The organism is Streptococcus sp. NPS 308, from assembly GCF_002355895.1.
Classification (GTDB): Bacteria; Bacillota; Bacilli; order Lactobacillales; family Streptococcaceae; genus Streptococcus.
Genome location: NZ_AP017652.1, coordinates 105,687 through 125,520 on the forward strand (window position 1 = coordinate 105,687; position 19,834 = coordinate 125,520).

The window sequence follows — 19,834 nt, forward strand, 5'->3', positions numbered from 1 at the left end:
ACAACAAAAAGGAGACACCCTATGACTTATGCATACCAAAGCCACATTTACCTAGCAGAGGCGGTTTTAAATGTCAAGGATTTGACGAGTCAAACGGCTTTTTATCACCAGATTATTGGCTTAGAGATTTTATCTCAAACAGAGACAGAAGCGATTTTGGGACTTGGCAGAAAAGCCTTGGTCCACTTGATTCAGGCAGAAAAAGCTGGGGAAGTAAGGGAGCATTATGGGCTCTACCATCTAGCGATTTTATTGCCGACACGAAAAGCCTTGGCAGATGTCCTGAAACACTTAAGTGATTTGCGCATTCCTCTGGTCGGAGGAGCGGATCATGGATACAGTGAGGCCCTTTATCTGGAAGATTTGGAAGGAAATGGCATTGAACTCTACCGTGATAAGCCAGTTTCTTCATGGGATATTCGAGAAGACGGACGCATTATCGGTGTGACAGAGGCCCTTGCGGCTCAGGATATCTATGAGTTAGGGGAAAAGGTAGATCCCTTTATCCTAGCTGAAGAGACGAGAATGGGGCATATCCATCTATCGGTTAAGGATAGTCGCGCGGCGAGTCAGTTTTATCAAAAGGTGTTAGGGCTAGAGGATAAATTTAGCATCCCTAGTGCTAGTTGGATTGCAGCTGGGGACTACCACCATCACTTAGCAGTCAATGAATGGGGAGGAAAAAATCTGGCTCCACGTAAGGCAGGCATGCCTGGCTTGGCCTACTACGTCCTTGAGGTCAAAAGCAAGGAAGAACTCTTAGCCATCGTTCAGCAAGCACAAGAGGTAGAAGCACCGATCAAGTGGATACATTCGAGTGAGTTGGATCTTGTAGATCCAGACGGCATTGTGACCCGCATTCGCTTGGAACGATGAGACGAGGAAAACATATCATATATTTTAGAGACATAGAAAAAGGCGGACAAGCTCGCATTCTGTTTTTAGAACGCGGACTTGTTCGCTTTTTTATGGAATGACGAAAGCTTTCTTGTCTTTAGCAATGGTATCGGTCGGGGATATTTCCCCTTTTCTGGGGGTTCATGCTATAATACTAATAAACTTTTCTTTCTCTAGGAAGGCAAATGCCGAAAAAGCTAGAATGCTGGCAATCGTTGTCACGATGCTTTTAAGAGAAAGTAGGACTCTGTTTGAACATCCGTATTGAGTTTAGGAGACGGGAAATAAGATGGACACAAGTGTAAAAAATTTAATCAGTATGGGGCCTCTGGAGGATTCTTTTATCTATTATGATTTGGGGAATCAAGTATTCTACAGTGTAAAACAAGGCATGAATTATTCAGCCATTGCTGCTCCTATTGCAATCTATTTCTTGCAACGGCTGTCGAAGTTGCTCAACCAAACCTTTGGAGATGTCTCCTCCCCTTTCAATCTGATCTTCTTTATCTTGATGTCTCTGTTTTTAATTTTCGGGACCATTCTCCTTGCCAAATCTACTCGACGCAACATGAAGACAGATAGATTTAGAAAAGTTCGACTGACAAAAGCCAATATCAAAACCCTTAGGAGAAAATCTAGGGCGTTGACAGTAGTTGGCTACATTTTTGTTTTAATAACGATTTTTTCAGCCTATCGTTATCTGGCTGTTTCTGATTTTCAATTTTTAATTATGTACATGTTAGGGATTGGTATTCTTACATATATAGTTTATGATTTTCGGATGAAAACGCGCAAACGACTGTTCAAAGAGCTGATGGAGATATTACAGGACGATAGCCGAGGAAAAGAGGGAGAAATGTGAGATGAGAAAAATCATTTATATAGGCCAAGGAAACCAGCAATCCGTCTACTATAATACAAGGACGAGAGAGGCTTTAGCGACAGAATCTAGTACCTCGTCAGAAACCGACGGTGCCATCAGTTCAAAGAAATCCAAGTGGCCTTGGCTTCTCTTCTTTGCTTTCTTGCTAGTTGCTATCATCAGTATTTGGATTCGTTCCTTGATAGCGCCTTTTAAATTGAGTGAGTGGATGATTCCGATCCATCTAGCCGCAATCCTTTTCGTTTTTATCGGAAGTGTTTATGGATTTGAAAAACTGTTCTACAGTGGGGCTAAGTCGCTTGTCCCAGCAAGTGAAGAACAGTTTAAAGATGCGGTTGAAAGTAGTACTTTTTGGAGGAAGTCACCAGATAAGGAACCAACAGTCGATAAAATCATCTTGTATCTATTTGCTATCCTCGTTCTTCTATTTGTTTTTGTAATTGTTGTGTTCTTTGCCATACCTGGGACCTTCATTCCCTACTATGAACATGAATGGTTTGAGCCGTCGATGTTCATGGTGCCAATCGGAGCAACGATCGTCCCAGTTAGCGTGGTTCTTCTACTATTCCAAAACAACCCTATCCGCTGGCTCTTAGCTGTGCGAAAGTATGAACAGGGGAAAGTGATATTTAGGGGAGAAATAGAAAAGAGGGAATGATAATGTCACAAGAGAGATATTTGCAGATCAAAAAAGAGCATCAAGTTCGTAAGTTTGTGGGGCTTTTTCTCTTCATTCTTCTTGCTATACTCGATGTTCTACTGGTATCAAGTCATTCCAATTATGTCCCGCTTGTAACGGTGGCTATGGTAACGATTGTACCTTTTAATCATTTTCTACTTGGTCCTCTTAGGAGAAAGAAAAAAGCCATAGAAAAAGAGTATCCAGAATGGAAAATACTCAGTACAAAGGGAGTAAAGGTTCCCTCGGCTGAAGCCAATAAAAGAACCTTGGCTGGCATTGGGATCTTGATGGCCTTGCTGTTGTCTTTTGGGCTATTCTATAAACCTGTGAAACAGCCGAACGTAAAGGTGAACCAAGTAGACAAGCTGCCTAAGCTTGATTCTAAAGCTCCTGAAAAGTCTAGGTCTTCGAAGTCTGAGTCATCTAGCTCCTCTAAGACCAAAGAATCCAGTTCCTCAGAGTCGAAATCCTCGTCTTCGACTGAACAAAGTTCTAAGACCGAAAGTTCAGGAACAAAACCCTCAAAAAGCGAGTCCAATAATTCTTATTATCAGATTCCAGGGCTTACTGACGAACAGGTGAGAGATATCATATCAAAATCTGTGAAAGATTTAAGAGAAAAACAGTCAAAAGAAAAATCCGAAGAGTAGATTCGATGTCGATTCTGGACGAGTTCCTTCTTTGGGCTTTCACTCTATAGAATAACTGGAGGAGTTCATATGACTAAAGAAATGATTGGTTTGATAGTTGGGACAGTCGTCACTCTCCTATCTTTTGTGTTTGTATGCGGCACCTTTCTCTACCTCTATCTTCGAGAACGAAAGATGGTACGGCTTGCCCAGTCATCTGTAGAGGGAACGGTTGTTGGCTATAGTCGTTTTCGTGAGGGTTATCCACCTATCGTTGAATACACGGTGGATGGGCTTACTTATAAGAAAACCTTGCAGTATTTTATGATCAAAACGGTCACGACTCCGTGGGGGCCTACTAAGGTTTCAAATGATTATACAAGGGAAGAAATGCTGGCGCCTTCCATCACTCGCTACAGCAACTCCTTTGTTTCCTTTGATAGCTTGATGCAGACCCATTTCCCCCTTCATTCGGAGCTAACGGTCTGGTATGATCCAGACAAGCCGACCAGGGCCTATGTCGAACGCTATAGCGGGATGGACAAGTTTTACAAGTGGTTTGGTATCGGATTTGGACTGGCCCTAGTCCTGGTCTATGGGATAGTAATCCTAGCCTTTTTGTCCAAGATATAAGGCATAACTAATCGGAAACTTGATGTCCCGATTATGCTTCAAGGAGAACAGCTTTAGTTCTCCTTTTTCCTGCTCAGTAATCTTTTCTAGCCAATACAAAGAAAAGGTTGTCTCCTATAAAGACAGATAGGATGAGAATTTTGACAAAGAACCTTATTCGAGATATAATGAAGAAAAAGTGACCAAGGATAAATCAATGACAAACTCAAAGTATATAACACGCCTGAAACGTTCAGAGGGCCAGTTGCGTGGGATCCAAAAGATGATAGAAGAAGATCGTGACTGCGCAGATATCATTACCCAGTTGACTGCAGTGCGCTCCAGTGTTGAGCGCGTGATTGAGATGATGATTACCGAAAATCTCACTGCTTGCATCAACCAACCGCTAGAGGACCCTGAGGCTCAAAAGGAACGCTTGGAAAAGGCTGTTCAGTACCTAATCAAACGAAAATAACCCACTTTTGGGGACTATCAAGTTGATAAGGGAGGCTAGAAGATGGAAGCATACGAAAAAGTAGTAGAAATACTAAATGGGCTAGATAGACCCTTTGAAATCGTGGAGTACGAGCCGGCCTTAACCACGGAGCAGGCAGATAGTTTTATCGAGGAAATCGAAGGTATCCGTACCAAGACCATGTTTCTCACAAACAAAAAAGAAAAACAGCCTATTATCTGCTAATCATGGATGATCAAAAGCGTCTGGATATGGACCTCTTGAAAGAACTAATAGGAGCTAATAGAATTCGGATGGCATCGCCTGAGAGCTTGTTTGAAAAAATGAGCTTGCCCGCAGGAGTTGTTTCGCCTTTTGGCTTGCTCAACAATACCGACAAGGACATTCAAGTTTATTTCGACAAAGAAATCATGTCGGAAAAACGGATGAGTTTTCACCCCAATACCAACGAGAAAACCCTCTTTTTGGATACCGTAGATTTGCTTCGTTTTTTAGAAGCGATTGGTTACGAGTCCCATATCATTGAGTTGTAAAAACGAAAAAACCGATTAAGGAACTTAATCGGTTTTTTGCTTATTCTACTTGACCGGGCCAAGCGTTCATACCACCTTCTACATTGGTAACGGTGAGGCCCTGGGCGCTGAGAAATTGACAGGCAGAAGCAGAACGCACTCCACCTTGACAGATGACATGGTATTCATGGTCAGGTTTGAGTTCTTTGTAGCCTTGCTCCAAGGTACTTAACGGAAGATTTTTGGCACCTGGTGCATGTCCTGCTTGGAATTCATGTACTTCACGGACATCGATAAGATCTAGATGTTCATGTTGATATTTTTCATAAAAGTCAGCCATGCTGATATTAGTTACCATATTCTACTCCTTCTGGGTTAGCCATTTTGTATAGTGAATAAGCGCCGTCAAGGTTTTGGACGGTAAATCCTGCTTGCTTGAGGATACGCTCTGCGATATAGCTGCGTAAACCACTGTGGCAGCTAACGATGTAGGCTTGGTTCTTGTCTAGTTCATCCAAGCGTTCCCGTAGTTCGTTTAGGGGGATGTGGATGGTGTCAACCTTAAGTCGACCACTTTGGAATTCGCCACTTGTCCGTACATCAAGGAATTTCTTTCCCTTGGCCAGTTCGTCTTCGAGCTGGTACCATTGAACGTTGTCGCTGAGACCTTCGATAAGGTTCAAGGCTGCGTAGCCCAGCATATTGACGGGATCCTTGGCAGAGCCAAATGGTGGCGCATAGGTAAACTCTAACTCTGGTAGGTCAAAGACGGTGAGATTTCCCTTGATAGCAGTTGCTAGGATATCAATTCGCTTGTCAACACCTTTCTTCCCAACTCCTTGGGCACCATAGATTTTTCCAGTGTTTGGTTCGAAGAGGAGCTTCAAGGTCATATCAGTAGCGCCAGGATAATAACCGGCGTGGTCTTTTCCACTGACATGAAGTGCCTTGTAAGGAAGTTGATTCATGCTAAGGATACGCTCGCTGAGACCAGTCGAAGCAGCTGTCATATCAAAGGCACGAACGATCGCAGTGCCGATACTTCCCTTGTTTGTACGACCAAGTCCTGCGATGACGTCCGCCACTTGGCGTCCCTGACGATTGGCAGGAGAAGCAAGAGAGATGAGGGCGTCTTGGCCCGTAATCTCTTGCTTGACGACGATGGCATCCCCAACTGCAAAAATATCTTTTTGACTGGTTTCGTAATGTTCATCGACCAGGATTCCACCACGAAGTCCCAGTTCAATCCCCGCAGCTTTAGCCAGTCCATTTTCAGGCTCAACACCGACAGAAAGGATGGTGAGGTCAGAAGTGATCTTTTGACCGTTTTCGAGAACGATGACTTTTCCTTGGTCTTCAAATCGAGTCGCAGACTGAGAAGTGATAACGCGAACGCCGTTTGACAGCAATTCTGCTTGGACAAAGGCTGCCATTTCGTGATCTAATGGTGGCAAGACATGGGGTGCTTTCTCAATGATGGTAACTTGCAATCCACGTTTGGTCAGGTTTTCAGCCATTTCAAGCCCGATAAAGCCTGCACCGATAACGACAGCTTCTTTTGAATGATTGTCCAAGGCCACCATAATTTCATCAAGATTGGGAACATTGCGAAGCGTGTAGGCATTCTTAGCTTCTGCCAAACCTTCAATGCTAGGAACAAATGGTTTAGCTCCTGGGGAGAGGATCAACTTATCGTAGCTTTCTGTGAATTCCTGTCCATCATGGCGTACGGTCACAGTGTGCTCTGCTGGCGAAATGCTGATGACCTCGTGAAATGGTCGCACATCCAGATTAAACCGTGCTTTGAGACTTTCAGGAGTTTGGACTAATAAGCTGTCACGATTTGCAATTTCTCCTGAAACATAGTAAGGAAGTCCGCAGTTTGCAAAGGAAACAAAGGGACCTTTCTCAAAAATAGTGATTTCAGCGTCTTCTATGAGACGTCTGAGGCGGGTTGCTGCTGACATACCGCCTGCAACTCCCCCGACAATGATAATCTTCATTGGTTTTCTCCCTTTAGTTCTATATGGTCTTGCCTGTCCAAGCGCTCATACCACCTCGGACGTTGATAACATCATAGCCTTTTTTCTTTAGCTTCTTCGCAGCTAGTTTGCTTCGAACACCAGAATGACAAATGACATAGAGTGTTTCTTTTGTCGCTGGTGCATAAGATCCGATTTCGGATAGAGGGACATTCTTGGCATTTTTGATATGACCTCTACGGAATTCCATAGGCGTCCGAACATCCAGTAGCTGAATCGGTTCTCTGAGTTTAGCTTCTAACTCGCTGGTTGAAATACTGTCAATTTTTGTAAATAATAAGTGAAACATAGGCACCTCCAAATATACCCTTATGGGGTATATTAAACCACGAAGTCAATCTTTTGTCAAGCAAGTTGTTTTGACTTGGGATAGAGATTTGTTTTGAGAGACTGGAAAGCAAGCTATTCTTGACCTTTCAAAGTCTTTTTGATATGATGGCCTCAAACTAAGTGTGAGGTATTAAGATGACCAGTGAATACCAGAAAATGATAGCAGGAGAGCCTTACCGTCCGTCGGATCCTGAATTACGGACCTTGGCGCAGGCTTCTCGCCAAAAACAGGCTGCCTTTAACAAGGAGGAAGATCCCTTGAAGGGAGCTGAAATCATCAAGACTTGGTTTGGTTCAACTGGGGAAAATCTCTATGTCAATCCACGGCTGGTGGTCGATTATGGAGTCAATATCCATCTAGGGGAAAATTTTTATTCTAATTGGAATTTGACCATGCTGGATGTTTGTCCGATCCGCATCGGTAACAATGCCATGCTTGGCCCCAATTGTCAGTTTTTAACCCCACTCCATCCACTGGATTCGCATGAACGCAATTCAGGGGTCGAATACGGCAAGCCCATCACTATTGGAGATAATTTCTGGGCTGGAGGTGGCGTCATTGTCCTTCCTGGAGTGACACTGGGTAATAATGTCGTTGCAGGAGCAGGGGCCGTGATTACCAAGTCTTTTGGAGACAATGTTGTCCTAGCTGGGAATCCTGCGCGCGTGATTAAGGAGATACCTGTGAAAGAAAATTAAAAAGAACAGCTGGGGCTCTTCTTTTTGGCTTTTTTGAATAGAGCGACATCGCACTTGGGGATGTTGCTTTTAAAAACTATTAAATGCATTTTAGTACTCTCAAATTGTTTCTAGTAGCCCTTTCAAAAGAATACTGAGTGAAACTAAATTTAAGGAAACTTTCAGAAAAGTTTTAGTTTTGTTTCAGGAATCTTCTTTAGACTGTCTAGCTATATCATACGAAGGAGAGGAAAAAGGTATGAAATCAAAAAAATGGACCCTACTCGCAACGAGTTTAACGGCAATGGTGTTGATGGCAGCATGTGCCCAGTCAACAACTACATCCAATACCAATGCAACGACAAATAGTGCCACAACAACTGCAACAAAGACAAACCAATCATCCTATTTTACAGAGAAGGACAATGATACTTCTTATGACGAAAGCACAGCTTCTAAGATTGAGTTATCTGGCTCATCTGCAAACGTCTCTGGAGATGGGGTGACAGTCTCTGAATCAACAGTGACCATCACAAAATCTGGGACCTATGTGATTTCAGGTCAGTCTGACGGAGTGCAGATCAAGGTCGAGGCAGATAAGTCGGCAGATGTTCATCTAGTCCTAAAAGGTGCGACCATGACCAATACCAATGCAGCGATATCTGCGACATCAGCTGGCCATGTCTACTTGACTCTAGCAGAGGGAACCACCAACAGTCTCTCTGACTCAAGCTCTAACAGCGACGAAAAAGCAGACGCAGCTCTCTTTTCTAAGGTGGATTTGACCATCAACGGGAAAGGAACTCTCAATGTAGATGGCAAGAAGAACAACGGGATCAAGGCCAACGACACCCTCCACATCACGGGTGGAACCTATAACATCACAGCAGTTGGCGATGCCTTTAATGTTAATGATGAACTCAACATCACTGGTACGACCATGACTATCGACGCCAAAGAAGATGGCGTAAAGGTGGACAATGACGAGGATACTTCAGTCGGAACCATGTACCTATCCAACAACGACATCACCGTTACAGCAGGAGATGATGGCATCCACGCATCAGGTGATTTGGTTATCGATAGTGGTACCTACAACGTCAAGAATTCGACAGAAGGACTTGAAGGTAAGTCAATCACTATCAACGGTGGGGACATTAGCATCTATTCGACAGATGATGGAGTCAATGCAGCAAATAAAAATGCCCAACAGAGTGAAATCTTCTTCACTATGAACGGTGGGAACCTGACAGTAGAAGTCGGCCAAGGAGACACAGACCCAATCGACTCAAACGGCAATATCACAGTCACAGGCGGAACCATTAAAATGACTGGTCAAACAGGTTTTGATTTTGATGGAACTGCGACCTACACAGGTGGAGATATCTATCTCAATGGTGAAAAACAAACGGAAATTGTCAACTCTATGCCTGGAGGCGGTGGACCAAATGGAGGCCCTCAAGGCGGAGGTCCAGCCCCTGGCGGACAAGGATAAAAAAGAATCTCCTTTCTCGAAAGAGAAGGGAGAGTTTTTGTGTTGTTATTAGAGGAAATGTAAAGACAACTCCTTGACACTCCGTCAGTTTTTGATACAATAGTACAAAATTAGAGGAGGTGGGCGATGATTCAGAAGCATGCGATTCCTATTTTAGAGTTTGATGATAACCCCCAAGCGGTCCTTATGCCAACACATGAGGGGTTAGACTTGAAGTTGCCAAAGAAGTGTATCTATGCATTTTTGGAGGAGGAGATTGACCACTATGCTCAGGAAGTAGGGGCGGACTGTGTTGGTGAGTTCGTTTCTGCCACCAAGACTTATCCAATCTATGTCCTCAACTACAAGGGCGAGGAGATTTGTCTTGTCCAGGCGCCTGTGGGTTCTGCCCCAGCGGCCCAGTTTATGGATTGGTTGATTGGCTATGGTGTGGAGCAAATCATCTCCACTGGAACCTGTGGCGTCCTAGCCGATATAGAAGAGAATGCTTTTCTCATCCCTATTCGCGCTCTGCGAGATGAGGGGACCAGCTACCACTATGTAGCACCTTCTCGTTATGTGGAGATACAGATTGAGGCTGTTTCTGCCATTGAGCAAGTTTTGGAGCAAAGAGGCATTCCTTATGAGGAAGTTATGACCTGGACGACAGATGGTTTTTATCGAGAGACAGCTGAAAAGGTTGCCTATCGCAAGGAAGAAGGCTGTGCTGTTGTGGAGATGGAGTGCTCTGCTCTTGCGGCAGTTGCCCAACTACGTGGGGTTGTCTGGGGAGAACTGCTCTTTACCGCAGATTCCTTGGCAGATCTGGACAACTACGACAGTCGTGACTGGGGCTCAGAAGCTTTTGATAAGGCACTCGAACTCTGTCTTGCCATTGTGCACCACATGTGAGTGTTCTGACTGTTTTTATGGTAGAATGTAGTTATGTTATTCAAATCTTTTTTGGAAAAAATCAAGACGATACTGGGACGCTTGTCGCCAGCCCGTCGCATCTTTTTAAGTTTTGCACTAGTGATCTTCTTAGGTTCGCTTCTTTTAAGTCTCCCCATTGTGCAAGCAGAAACGTCACAAGCGACCTACTTTGACCATCTCTTTACGACTGTGTCCATGGTCTGTGTGACAGGGCTCTTCACCCAGCCGGTAGCCTCTACTTACAATATCTGGGGCCAGTTAATCTGCATGATCTTGATCCAGATAGGTGGTTTGGGGCTCATGACCTTTATCGGAATCTTTTATATTCAAGGCAAGCAAAAGCTCAGTCTTCGTGGCCGTGAGACCATTCAAGAAAGTTTTAGTTATGGGGAAACTCAGTCTCTAAAGGACTTCATCCGCTCCATCTTTCTGACGACTTTTCTGGTGGAAGGGCTCGGTGCCTTTCTCTTGAGTTTCCGCTTTATTCCTGAATTTGGCTGGGGGCGAGGGATTTTAACCTCTATCTTTTTGGCTGTTTCCGCTTTCTGTAATGCTGGATTTGATAATTTTGGAAGTACGAGTTTGGTAGCCTTTCAAACGGATCCCTTGATCAATCTAGTCATTGCAGGATTGATTATCACGGGTGGTCTAGGATTTATGGTCTGGTTTGACCTAGCGACCCAGTTTGGGAAAAAGAAAAAACGCCGCCTGCGTTTCCATACCAAGTTAGTTCTCTTTTTAACGGTAGGAATTTTACTCTTTGGAACCGTATCGACTTTGTTCATCGAGTGGAACAATCCTGGAACGATTGGAAATCTCAGCGCTCCAGAGAAATTGCTGGTTAGTTTCTTCCAGACCGTCAGCATGAGAACGGCAGGCTTTGCTTCAATTGACTACACCCAGGCTCGACCAGTTACCTTACTGATCTTCATCCTGCAGATGTTTCTGGGCGGGGCACCTGGAGGGACAGCAGGGGGGCTCAAGATTACGACCTTCTTTGTCTTGTTGGTCTTTGCTCGTAGTGAACTATTGGGCTTGCCTCATGCCAATGTTGCTCGGAGGACCATTGAACCCCGAACCGTGCAAAAATCTTTCAGTGTCTTTATTATTTTCTTGCTAACCTTCTTGCTGGGCTTGATCCTACTAGGGATAACAGCAGAGGGAAATCCGCGTTTTATTTACCTCATGTTTGAGACCATTTCAGCCCTTGCGACAGTTGGAGTGACGGCAAATTTAACGCCGGAGTTAGGTAAGTTGGCCCTCAGTATCGTTATGTTGTTGATGTTTATCGGCCGTATTGGTCCCTTGACACTACTGGTCAGTGTAGCGGAATACCAGCCAGACAAGAAAGATACGATTCACTATATGAAAGCAGATATCACTATCGGATAAGAAAGGAAGAACGATGTCAGATCGGACAATTGGAATTTTAGGCTTGGGAATTTTTGGGAGCAGTGTTTTGGCTGCCCTAGCCAAGCATGACATGAATATCATCGCTATTGATGACCACGAGGAACGCATTAATCAATTTGAACCTGTGCTGGCGCGTGGAGTAGTTGGAGATATCACGGATGAAGAACTCCTTCTATCAGCGGGGATTGACACCTGTGATACCGTAGTCGTCGCAACAGGTGAAAATCTAGAGTCCAGTGTTCTTGCGGTTATGCACTGCAAGAGTCTAGGAGTGCCGACCGTCATTGCCAAGGTCAAAAGTCATACAGCTAAAAAGGTTCTAGAAAAAATTGGGGCAGACGCAGTCATCTCACCAGAGTTTGAAATGGGGCGCTCATTGGCACAGACCATCCTCTTTCATAACAGTGTAGACGTCTTTCAGCTGGACAAGAATGTATCGATTGTTGAGATGAAAATCCCCCAATCATGGGTAGGTAAAAGCCTCAGTCAGTTGGATTTGCGTGGGCGATACAACCTCAACGTACTTGGCTTTCGTTCCTACGAAAATGCTCCTCTGGATGTCCAATTCGGACCCAATGACCTCTTGCAGGCAGATGCCTACATCATGGCCGTCATTAATAACCAACATTTGGACACCCTAGCTGAACTGAGTGAGTAGGAGAGGAAGGGTACTCTCTTTCCAAATAATTAACGAGTCAATATAAGTATTTTATAAGAGGGATTTAAGAAAAATTTTAACTTTTTCTTAATCCTTTTTAATTTTAGGAGATTATACTAGAGTCATCAAAAAAAAGAAAACTCTAAGGAGAATCCTATGAAATTCAATCCAAATCAGAGATATACTCGTTGGTCAATTCGCCGTCTCAGTGTCGGTGTTGCTTCAGTTGTTGTAGCTAGTGGCTTCTTTGTCCTAGTTGGTCAACCAAGTTCTGCACGCGCTGATATCGTCAATCCGACTCCTGCCCAAGTCGTGCCAGACGCAACTTCGGTGAGTGAAAAGAGCGACTTACCAGCAGAGGTTCTCAAAAAAGCAGTCGATGTAGCTCTTCCTTCAGAACAAGCAGACTCAGCACCTAAAGCAAGCTTGGATACTACAAGCTCTTCAGAAAAAGCGGACGCAACTGCTAAAGAGCCTGCAGTAGCGCCAAAAGAAGAAGTACAAGCACAACCTGACTCTAAGAAACAAACAGAAGATGCAGTTAAACCTGTGGAAAGTCCTGCGCCTACAGTTTCTGGACAAGACCGTGAAGCCAGTGAAGCGCAAGCAGCGACCACCCCAGCTGAAGTCCAAAAAGGTGTGGCTCACAATACCAAAGATACAGTAGATGTCCCAGCTAGCTACCTTGAAAAAGCAAATGTTCCAGGTCCATTCTTGGCCGGTGTCAACCAAGTTATTCCATACGAAGCTTTCGCCGGTGACGGCATGCTGACTCGCCTGATCTTGAAAGCCTCTGATAAGGCTCCATGGTCAGACAACGGTTCAGCTAAAAATCCCGCTCTCCCACCAGTAGAGAAATTGGGCAAAGGCCTTTACTTCTACGAAGTAGACTTGGCTGGCACCCAAGGAAAATCAGATAAAGAGCTGCTTGACCTCTTGAAACAAAATGGCACTCAAAGCTATAAGGCTACCATCAAGGTGTACGGTGCAAAAGACGGCAAACCTGACTTAACTAACCTCGTAGCGACTAAAGATTTGACTGTTAATTTGAATGGTTTGACCACACCAAATCAGGTTAAAGAGTCTGCTTCAACCACACCAAATCAGGTTAAAGACTCTGTTGTTAACAATGTCAAAGACATGATTGATGTCCCAGCTAGCTACCTTGAAAAAGCAAATGTTCCAGGTCCATTCTTGGCCGGTGTCAACCAAGTTATTCCATACGAAGCTTTCGGTGGTGATGGTATGTTGACTCGCCTCTTGTTAAAAGCCTCAGACAAAGCCCCATGGTCAGACAATGGAACAGCTAAAAATCCCGCCCTCCAACCAGTAGAAAAATTGGGCAAAGGCCTCTACTTCTATGAAGTGGATTTGGCCGGAACTCAAGGAAAATCTGATAAAGAGCTTCTTGACCTCTTAAAACAAAACGGCACTCAAAGTTATAAGGCCACCATCAAGGTGTACGGTGCAAAAGACGGCAAGCCTGACTTAACTAATCTGGTAGCGACTAAAGATTTGACTGTTAATTTGAACGCTTCAACCACACCAAATCAGGTTAAAGACTCTGTTGTTAACAATGTCAAAGACATGATTGATGTCCCAGCTAGCTACCTTGAAAAAGCAAATGTTCCAGGTCCATTCTTGGCCGGTGTCAACCAAGTTATTCCATACGAAGCTTTCGGTGGTGATGGTATGTTGACTCGCCTCTTGTTAAAAGCCTCCGACAAAGCCCCATGGTCAGACAACGGAACAGCTAAAAATCCTGCTCTATTGCCGCTTGAAGGCTTGGCTAAAGGCCAATATTTCTACGAAGTGGATTTGAATGGCAACACGACAGGCAAAGAAGGACAAGCCCTTCTAGACCAACTTCGTGCCAATGGCACTCACACTTACCAAGCTACTGTCAAAGTGTATGGTTCTAAAGACGGCAAACCTGATTTGACCAATCTGATTGCTACTCGTCAAGTAACGATTCGACTTCGTGGAAAAGAAATGGCGACAATACCATCTCAACAAGGTCAGATGAATACGAAGCCTTCTGAAACAGGCTCTACAGGTATGACTGAGGGTATGATGGGTACAAATCACCATATGTCAGATATGAAAGTAGATCAACCAGCTTCTAGCCCAATGGCTAATATGATGAAAAAAGATGATAAAGCGATGTTACCAAATACTGGGGAAGCTAAAACAGCTACAGCTGGGCTTGGTATCTTTGGTCTAGCCTTGGCAGGTCTTGTTGGACTTTTAGGTTTGACAACCAAACGAGAAGATTAAGATTCAAATCACTTAAACATTAGGGAAAATAGTGTTATACTAAAGCAAGTATAACACTGTTTTTATCGAAGGAGTGTCAGATGAAAAAGACAATTTTGCTGGTTGATGATGAGATAGATATTCTAGATATTCAAAACCGCTATCTTATACAGGCAGGTTACGATGTTTTGGTCGCCCATGATGGTAAGGAGGGATTAGAACTTTTCAGAAAAAAATCTATCGACCTCATTATCACAGATATCATGATGCCCAATATGGATGGCTATGATTTTATCAGTGAAGTTCAATATATCGCTCCGGATCAACCCTTCCTCTTTACAACTGCTAAGACAAGCGAACAGGATAAGATTTATGGATTAAGTTTGGGGGCAGATGATTTTATAGTCAAACCCTTTAGCCCACGCGAATTGGTTTTAAGAGTGAATAATATCTTGCGTCGCCTTAGCCGTGGAGGAGAGACAGAACAGATCGAGTTTGGTGACTTAGTGATCAACCATGTGACTCATGAGGTTCGCATTGGGGGTCAACCTTTGGAATTGACAGTAAAATCCTTTGAACTTCTATGGGTATTAGCCAGCAATCCTGAGAGAGTCTTTTCAAAGACGGAACTTTACGAGAAGGTATGGCAAGAGGACTATGTGGATGATACCAATACACTCAATGTTCATATCCATGCTTTGAGGCAAGAGTTGACCAAGTATACAAATTCAAATGCTCCTGCTATCAAAACTGTCTGGGGTTTGGGATATAAGATGGAAAGACCAAGAGGTAGAAAATGAAATTAAAAAACTATATTTTAGTGGGGTATCTAGTGTCGACTCTACTAACGATTTTGGTCGTTTTCTGGGCAGTCCAACGAATGTTGATTGAGAAAAGTGAAGTTTACTTTCTAGTTGGAATGACCTTGATTGCTAGTTTCATTGGCGCTGCAGTGAGCATCTTTCTTTTGTCGCCTGTGTTCTCTTCTCTGAAACATTTGAAAAAACAAGCTCAGGATATAGCAAGCAAGGATTTCAGCACAGAAATCGAAACCAAAGGCCCATTAGAATTTCAAGAGCTGGGCCAGGCTTTTAATGATATGTCTCACAATTTGCAGGCTACCTTTCAATCACTTGATGAGAGCGAGCAAGAAAAGAGAATGATGATTGCGCAACTCTCTCACGATATTAAAACTCCCATTACCTCCATTCAGGTTACTGTGGAGGGAATTCTAGATGGAGTGATTAAGGAAGAGGAGCGGCTCCACTACTTAGCCACGATTGGCCGGCAAACTGAGCGTCTAAACAAGCTAGTGGAGGAATTGGATGTTTTGACTCTTAACACACAACCTCAAGAAACTGCTGATGAAGAAGTCGAAGAGGTCTTTTTAGATCAATTGCTGATTGAGTCAATGAGTGAATTTCAACTCCAGATTGAACAAGAGGAGCGGGATGTTTACATTCAAGTATCACCTGAGTCAGCGAAAATCAAGAGCCATTCTGACAAACTTTCTCGCATTCTGGTTAATTTGTTAAACAATGCCTTTAAATATTCAGAACCAGGAACCAGAATCGAGGTTCTTGCCCAATTAACAGAACAAGAGCTGACAATCAGTGTGAAAGACGAGGGTCAGGGGATCCTTCCTGAGGATTTGGAAAAGATCTTTAAACGGCTTTATCGTGTAGAAACTTCGCGCAATATGAAGACAGGTGGGCATGGATTAGGACTTGCGATTGCACGAGAACTAGCTCATCAGCTTGGTGGCGAAATCACAGCAGAAAGTCAATATGGCTTAGGAAGCAAGTTTACATTCTGTCTCAATTTGAAATAAAGCCGTAAAATCCCTTTACAAATCTAGCTTTTCATGGTACAATATCCTTTGTGTGAAATAGCAGCAGGAAAGCATGAAGCTCGTCAACAGGTGTCTTATGACAAGTAACCTTGGCTGTTTAGGCGAAGGGCATCTGCACGAATCAGGGCTTTCTAAGTGACTATTTCCACCGAAATATTATTTATATCAGGAGGACATACACATGTCACGTTATACAGGACCATCTTGGAAACAAGCTCGTCGCCTTGGCCTTTCACTTACAGGTACAGGTAAAGAATTGGCACGTCGTAACTACGTACCAGGACAACACGGACCAAACAACCGTTCTAAATTGTCAGAATACGGTTTGCAATTGGCTGAAAAACAAAAACTTCGTTTCACTTACGGTGTAGGTGAAAAGCAATTCCGTAACTTGTTCGTACAAGCTACAAAAATCAAAGGCGGAATCCTAGGTTTCAACTTCATGCTTCTTTTGGAACGTCGTTTGGATAACGTTGTTTACCGTCTTGGTCTTGCGACTACTCGTCGTCAAGCTCGTCAATTCGTAAACCACGGTCACATCCTTGTTGACGGAAAACGCGTTGATATCCCATCATACCGCGTAACTCCAGGTCAAGTGATCTCAGTTCGTGAAAAATCATTGAAAGTTCCTGCAATCCTTGAAGCTGTTGAAGCTACTCTTGGACGTCCAGCATTCGTATCATTCGACGCTGAAAAATTGGAAGGTTCATTGACTCGCTTGCCAGAACGCGACGAAATCAACCCAGAAATCAACGAAGCACTTGTCGTTGAATTCTACAACAAAATGCTTTAATTTTAAGAAATATCTTACAGAAAGCCTACAACAGTGGGCTTTTTGCTTTGTCTTAAAACGTTAATTTCTGGGTTTGCTTAGATATTTGCTAGATTGATTTCATAGCCGTTTCAAAGAATGAGACGGCTTTTTTGGCGTTCTCTTTTGAGAGGTGGCTATATATATCCATGGTCATACTGATTTGTGAATGACCTAGGCGGTGCTGAAGCTCCTTGTAAGGTATGCCAGAGTTAAGCAGTAAACTAGCGTGGGTATGACGGAAACCGTGAAACCCAATGTTAGGAACGCCAGCACGTTTGAAGTGGGTTCTTAACCTGGTTTGTAAGGTTCGATTATTGGGGTACTCATGGATGAAGTCAGAAAAGACCACAGTTTCAGAGCGTCCGAGTTGCCAAGCCTCTTGTATTTGCCTACGTTTATATTGCTTTAGCATAGCGACTGTTTGGCGGTCTATATCTATATCCCGATAGCTAGACTTTGATTTTGGGCTATTGATCTCTTGCTTATAGTTTAGCGTCTTCGTGACGTGGACAAGTTTACCGTCTAAGTCAATATCAGACCAGGATAGGGCTAAAGCCTCATTGATGCGGCAACCAGTGGCCAGTAGAAACTTGTAAAGTGTAACCTCGTAAAAATGGCGGTACTTGTTACTGTCTAAACTATCGAGATAGCCAAGAAACTTTTTAAGCTCCTGATTGTCAAAATATTTGATCTTGTGGCGGTTTGCTTTTTGATTGTTTCGAGGTAGCAAGACCTCACGGGCTGGATTGAATGGGATAGCTTGCATAACTACGCCATACTGTAATATACGCTTGTTTAGCGCGTGGATTTTGTCATAATGCAGATACGCCCCAGGCTCTCCTTTATTAGTCTTTTCTGCTAGTTTGTTGACAATGGACTGAATGAGTGGAGTTGTCAGCTTATCGAGCTTGTAGGAGCCAAAGAGAGGCAAAATATGACCTTCTAGGAGCCTTCTAGTAGCGTCCTGACTATTTGGCTTTACCGTATGCTTGTGGTTATCCCACCATAGGATAGCCAGCTCCTCATAGGTGGATATAGTAGAGGCTTGAAACCTGGTCGATCCGTTTACCTTAAAGTCTATAATTGCGTCTTGGGCTTTTTGCTTGACTTCTTTTTTAGTGCGTCCCGTGACTTTCGTTGTGACTTGTTTACCCGTTACCTGGTCAATGCCCAGATAGACACTAGAGCGGTAGACTATTGACCCGTCTTTTTTACTATGTTGCGTTATTTTCATGATGATAAACCTTTCTAAAATACATCAGCAGGCAAGCTATTATTAAAAGGGTTTTAGATTGTGGTTCATATCATGCTAGGGCTTCACAGATTGCCCTATATTCAACGTTAATGCCTCGGGGAAAATATTAAGGTAGGAAAAAAAGAGTAATTTAGGAGTGATTAGGAAGTAAGATGTTAAAAAAGAAAAAGCCAACAATAGTAAATAATGTTGACTTTTTCTATAAACCCAATTATGTGAGCCAAGGGCTAACCTTGTTTCTGTATAATGATAATAACATTATTCTTTTAAAAAGTCAACGCACTTTATAAAGATTGAATTAAAAAATTTTTTAATTCTAGATTCAGATTTATCAAACGTAGAAATATTTTGATTATATTTATTAATAATTATGGAAGCCTCATCTGCTCGCCTTTTATGTAGATTATTAGAACATAATTTTTTATGAAGATAAAATAAATTAATTATATCAATAATTTTTGGATAGTGGACTAAGCCTAAATTTATCTTCATATTACTCGCGTAAGATTTTGTTTGAGCATCGGGCTGAGGTATATGATAACTAGGGTCAAATAAATTTATTAAAAACACATTGTTATGAGCACAGGAATTCCTAATATTTTTAATTAGTTTGTGTTGTTTAGTATAGAGAGGGTCTGGATCAAGTTTGTACTTATCTATATATAACTTAGCAAGAGAAGAGAAAGTCCCATAACTCGCAATTTCTAGAAAAACCCAAACAGATAAAGCTGTTCTTTTTTCAAACATATCTTTTTTGTACTTATTAGTACGAAATTCAGCGATTACTTTTGTAAATTTTTCAGTATAATTATCTTCAAATTCTTCAATGATAGAGTAACCATCTTCCCTTTCGTCTTCTGTAAGTATTGCCATAAATTTAGTTTTTAAGGAATGTTCCACATCTAGACACATTAATAAGAGTAATTCTCTTAACCTAACATCTAAAGAAGCACAATTAGTTAAGTCGACGAAATTTAAATTTATATATTTCCCTTTAGAATCTTTAGGGAAGTTTTTTCTGTAGCTTGAAATTTTGTAGTAGTAACTTCGATCTTTAAGATAATCAATAACTTGTTCTTTTGAATAGTTATCAAGTGTTATATTTTTATCGATTAACTTGTTGTGTAAATCGTCAAAAGATGATTTAGGTTTTTCCATTTTGGGCCCTCTGTATTACATATTATTAATAGTAAATTAGATATAAAAGTAGAATAGACGTGTATGGGACTTATATTAGATGATTTTTTCGAATACCATTTTATATATTATCAAAAACTCCCACTATGTTATATCCTTTTTATAACTTGTTGTTTTTTGTTAGGGAAATGTTAACTAATGCTTACATATTTAATCTTATAGAGAAAACACGCTTTTTGTTTAAATCGGACTCTTTGGACTCCCTAAAGAAAAATATTAGTGCTGAGGTTTGCTATGCTCTG

General features: G+C 42.5%; 20 protein-coding genes and 1 pseudogene. 16 read left to right on the forward strand and 5 right to left on the reverse strand.

Annotation, left to right across the window (positions count from 1 at the left end):
- The first annotated feature begins 21 nt into the window (after nucleotides 1-21).
- The 7 genes and pseudogenes from SNAG_RS00600 (at nucleotide 22) to SNAG_RS00630 (ending at nucleotide 4,711) form a co-directional block, all read left to right on the forward strand.
- The gene (locus tag SNAG_RS00600) at nucleotides 22-876 is read left to right on the forward strand and encodes a VOC family protein (RefSeq protein WP_096405788.1); all 855 of its coding nucleotides are present in this window, start codon (nucleotides 22-24) and stop codon (nucleotides 874-876) included.
- Nucleotides 877-1,186: 310 nt separating this feature from the next.
- Nucleotides 1,187-1,759, forward strand: coding sequence for a hypothetical protein (locus SNAG_RS00605; RefSeq protein WP_096405790.1), 573 nt, complete (start codon nucleotides 1,187-1,189; stop codon nucleotides 1,757-1,759).
- Between the two features lies 1 nt (nucleotide 1,760).
- Nucleotides 1,761-2,438 carry a hypothetical protein gene (locus SNAG_RS00610; RefSeq protein WP_096405792.1) on the forward strand — a complete coding sequence of 226 codons (678 nt, stop codon included), beginning with the start codon at nucleotides 1,761-1,763 and terminating at the stop codon, nucleotides 2,436-2,438.
- Nucleotides 2,439-2,440: 2 nt separating this feature from the next.
- Nucleotides 2,441-3,112 carry a hypothetical protein gene (locus SNAG_RS00615; protein ID WP_172842367.1) on the forward strand — a complete coding sequence of 224 codons (672 nt, stop codon included), beginning with the start codon at nucleotides 2,441-2,443 and terminating at the stop codon, nucleotides 3,110-3,112.
- A gap of 69 nt (nucleotides 3,113-3,181) precedes the next feature.
- Complete coding sequence (locus SNAG_RS00620; protein ID WP_096405796.1) at nucleotides 3,182-3,724, forward strand: DUF3592 domain-containing protein; 543 nt, start codon at nucleotides 3,182-3,184, stop codon at nucleotides 3,722-3,724.
- Nucleotides 3,725-3,920: 196 nt separating this feature from the next.
- The gene (locus tag SNAG_RS00625; RefSeq protein WP_096405797.1) at nucleotides 3,921-4,178 is read left to right on the forward strand and encodes a metal-sensitive transcriptional regulator; all 258 of its coding nucleotides are present in this window, start codon (nucleotides 3,921-3,923) and stop codon (nucleotides 4,176-4,178) included.
- Between the two features lie 42 nt (nucleotides 4,179-4,220).
- Nucleotides 4,221-4,711, forward strand: a pseudogene (locus tag SNAG_RS00630) (prolyl-tRNA synthetase associated domain-containing protein).
- A gap of 40 nt (nucleotides 4,712-4,751) precedes the next feature.
- Here SNAG_RS00630 and SNAG_RS00635 read toward each other — a convergent pair.
- The 3 genes from SNAG_RS00635 to SNAG_RS00645 are packed head-to-tail and all read right to left on the reverse strand — an operon-like array spanning nucleotide 4,752 to nucleotide 7,021.
- Nucleotides 4,752-5,048: a rhodanese-like domain-containing protein gene (locus SNAG_RS00635; protein WP_096405799.1), complete on the reverse strand. Its 297-nt coding sequence runs from the start codon at nucleotides 5,046-5,048 to the stop codon at nucleotides 4,752-4,754.
- Nucleotides 5,038-6,693, reverse strand: a complete 1,656-nt coding sequence (locus SNAG_RS00640; RefSeq protein ID WP_096405801.1) for an FAD-dependent oxidoreductase — start codon at nucleotides 6,691-6,693, stop codon at nucleotides 5,038-5,040. The genes SNAG_RS00635 and SNAG_RS00640 overlap by 11 nt, the downstream gene beginning before the upstream one ends.
- Before the next feature lie 19 nt (nucleotides 6,694-6,712).
- Nucleotides 6,713-7,021 (reverse strand): rhodanese-like domain-containing protein, encoded by a 309-nt coding sequence (locus SNAG_RS00645; protein WP_096405802.1) that lies wholly within the window; start codon nucleotides 7,019-7,021, stop codon nucleotides 6,713-6,715.
- Nucleotides 7,022-7,197: 176 nt separating this feature from the next.
- On the opposite strand from SNAG_RS00645, the gene SNAG_RS00650 reads away from it, so the two are divergent.
- The 9 genes from SNAG_RS00650 to rpsD all read left to right on the forward strand — a co-directional run bounded on the left by SNAG_RS00650 (nucleotide 7,198) and on the right by rpsD (nucleotide 17,119).
- Complete coding sequence (locus SNAG_RS00650; protein ID WP_096405804.1) at nucleotides 7,198-7,761, forward strand: sugar O-acetyltransferase; 564 nt, start codon at nucleotides 7,198-7,200, stop codon at nucleotides 7,759-7,761.
- Between the two features lie 238 nt (nucleotides 7,762-7,999).
- A complete protein-coding gene (locus SNAG_RS00655) occupies nucleotides 8,000-9,235 on the forward strand; it encodes a carbohydrate-binding domain-containing protein (RefSeq protein WP_096405805.1) in 1,236 nt (411 codons plus the stop codon).
- Between the two features lie 126 nt (nucleotides 9,236-9,361).
- Nucleotides 9,362-10,126 (forward strand): nucleoside phosphorylase, encoded by a 765-nt coding sequence (locus SNAG_RS00660; protein WP_096405807.1) that lies wholly within the window; start codon nucleotides 9,362-9,364, stop codon nucleotides 10,124-10,126.
- Between the two features lie 33 nt (nucleotides 10,127-10,159).
- Nucleotides 10,160-11,539 (forward strand): TrkH family potassium uptake protein, encoded by a 1,380-nt coding sequence (locus SNAG_RS00665; RefSeq protein ID WP_096405808.1) that lies wholly within the window; start codon nucleotides 10,160-10,162, stop codon nucleotides 11,537-11,539.
- Between the two features lie 13 nt (nucleotides 11,540-11,552).
- The gene (locus SNAG_RS00670) at nucleotides 11,553-12,218 is read left to right on the forward strand and encodes a potassium channel family protein (protein ID WP_001283884.1); all 666 of its coding nucleotides are present in this window, start codon (nucleotides 11,553-11,555) and stop codon (nucleotides 12,216-12,218) included.
- Between the two features lie 156 nt (nucleotides 12,219-12,374).
- Nucleotides 12,375-14,495 (forward strand): SSURE domain-containing protein, encoded by a 2,121-nt coding sequence (locus SNAG_RS00675; protein ID WP_096405810.1) that lies wholly within the window; start codon nucleotides 12,375-12,377, stop codon nucleotides 14,493-14,495.
- A gap of 80 nt (nucleotides 14,496-14,575) precedes the next feature.
- Complete coding sequence (locus tag SNAG_RS00680; protein ID WP_096405812.1) at nucleotides 14,576-15,274, forward strand: response regulator transcription factor; 699 nt, start codon at nucleotides 14,576-14,578, stop codon at nucleotides 15,272-15,274.
- On the forward strand, nucleotides 15,271-16,305 hold the full coding sequence (locus SNAG_RS00685) for a sensor histidine kinase (protein WP_096405813.1): 1,035 nt from the start codon (nucleotides 15,271-15,273) through the stop codon (nucleotides 16,303-16,305). Before SNAG_RS00680 ends, SNAG_RS00685 begins: the two co-directional genes overlap by 4 nt.
- A 202-nt stretch (nucleotides 16,306-16,507) precedes the next feature.
- Nucleotides 16,508-17,119, forward strand: a complete 612-nt coding sequence (gene rpsD, locus SNAG_RS00690) for a 30S ribosomal protein S4 (RefSeq protein WP_000092756.1) — start codon at nucleotides 16,508-16,510, stop codon at nucleotides 17,117-17,119.
- 88 nt (nucleotides 17,120-17,207) lie between these two features.
- Here rpsD and SNAG_RS00695 read toward each other — a convergent pair whose 3' ends face one another.
- Complete coding sequence (locus SNAG_RS00695; protein ID WP_096405815.1) at nucleotides 17,208-18,374, reverse strand: tyrosine-type recombinase/integrase; 1,167 nt, start codon at nucleotides 18,372-18,374, stop codon at nucleotides 17,208-17,210.
- A 279-nt stretch (nucleotides 18,375-18,653) separates the two neighbouring features.
- Complete coding sequence (locus tag SNAG_RS00700; protein ID WP_096405816.1) at nucleotides 18,654-19,553, reverse strand: Abi family protein; 900 nt, start codon at nucleotides 19,551-19,553, stop codon at nucleotides 18,654-18,656.
- Between the last annotated feature and the right edge of the window lie 281 nt (nucleotides 19,554-19,834).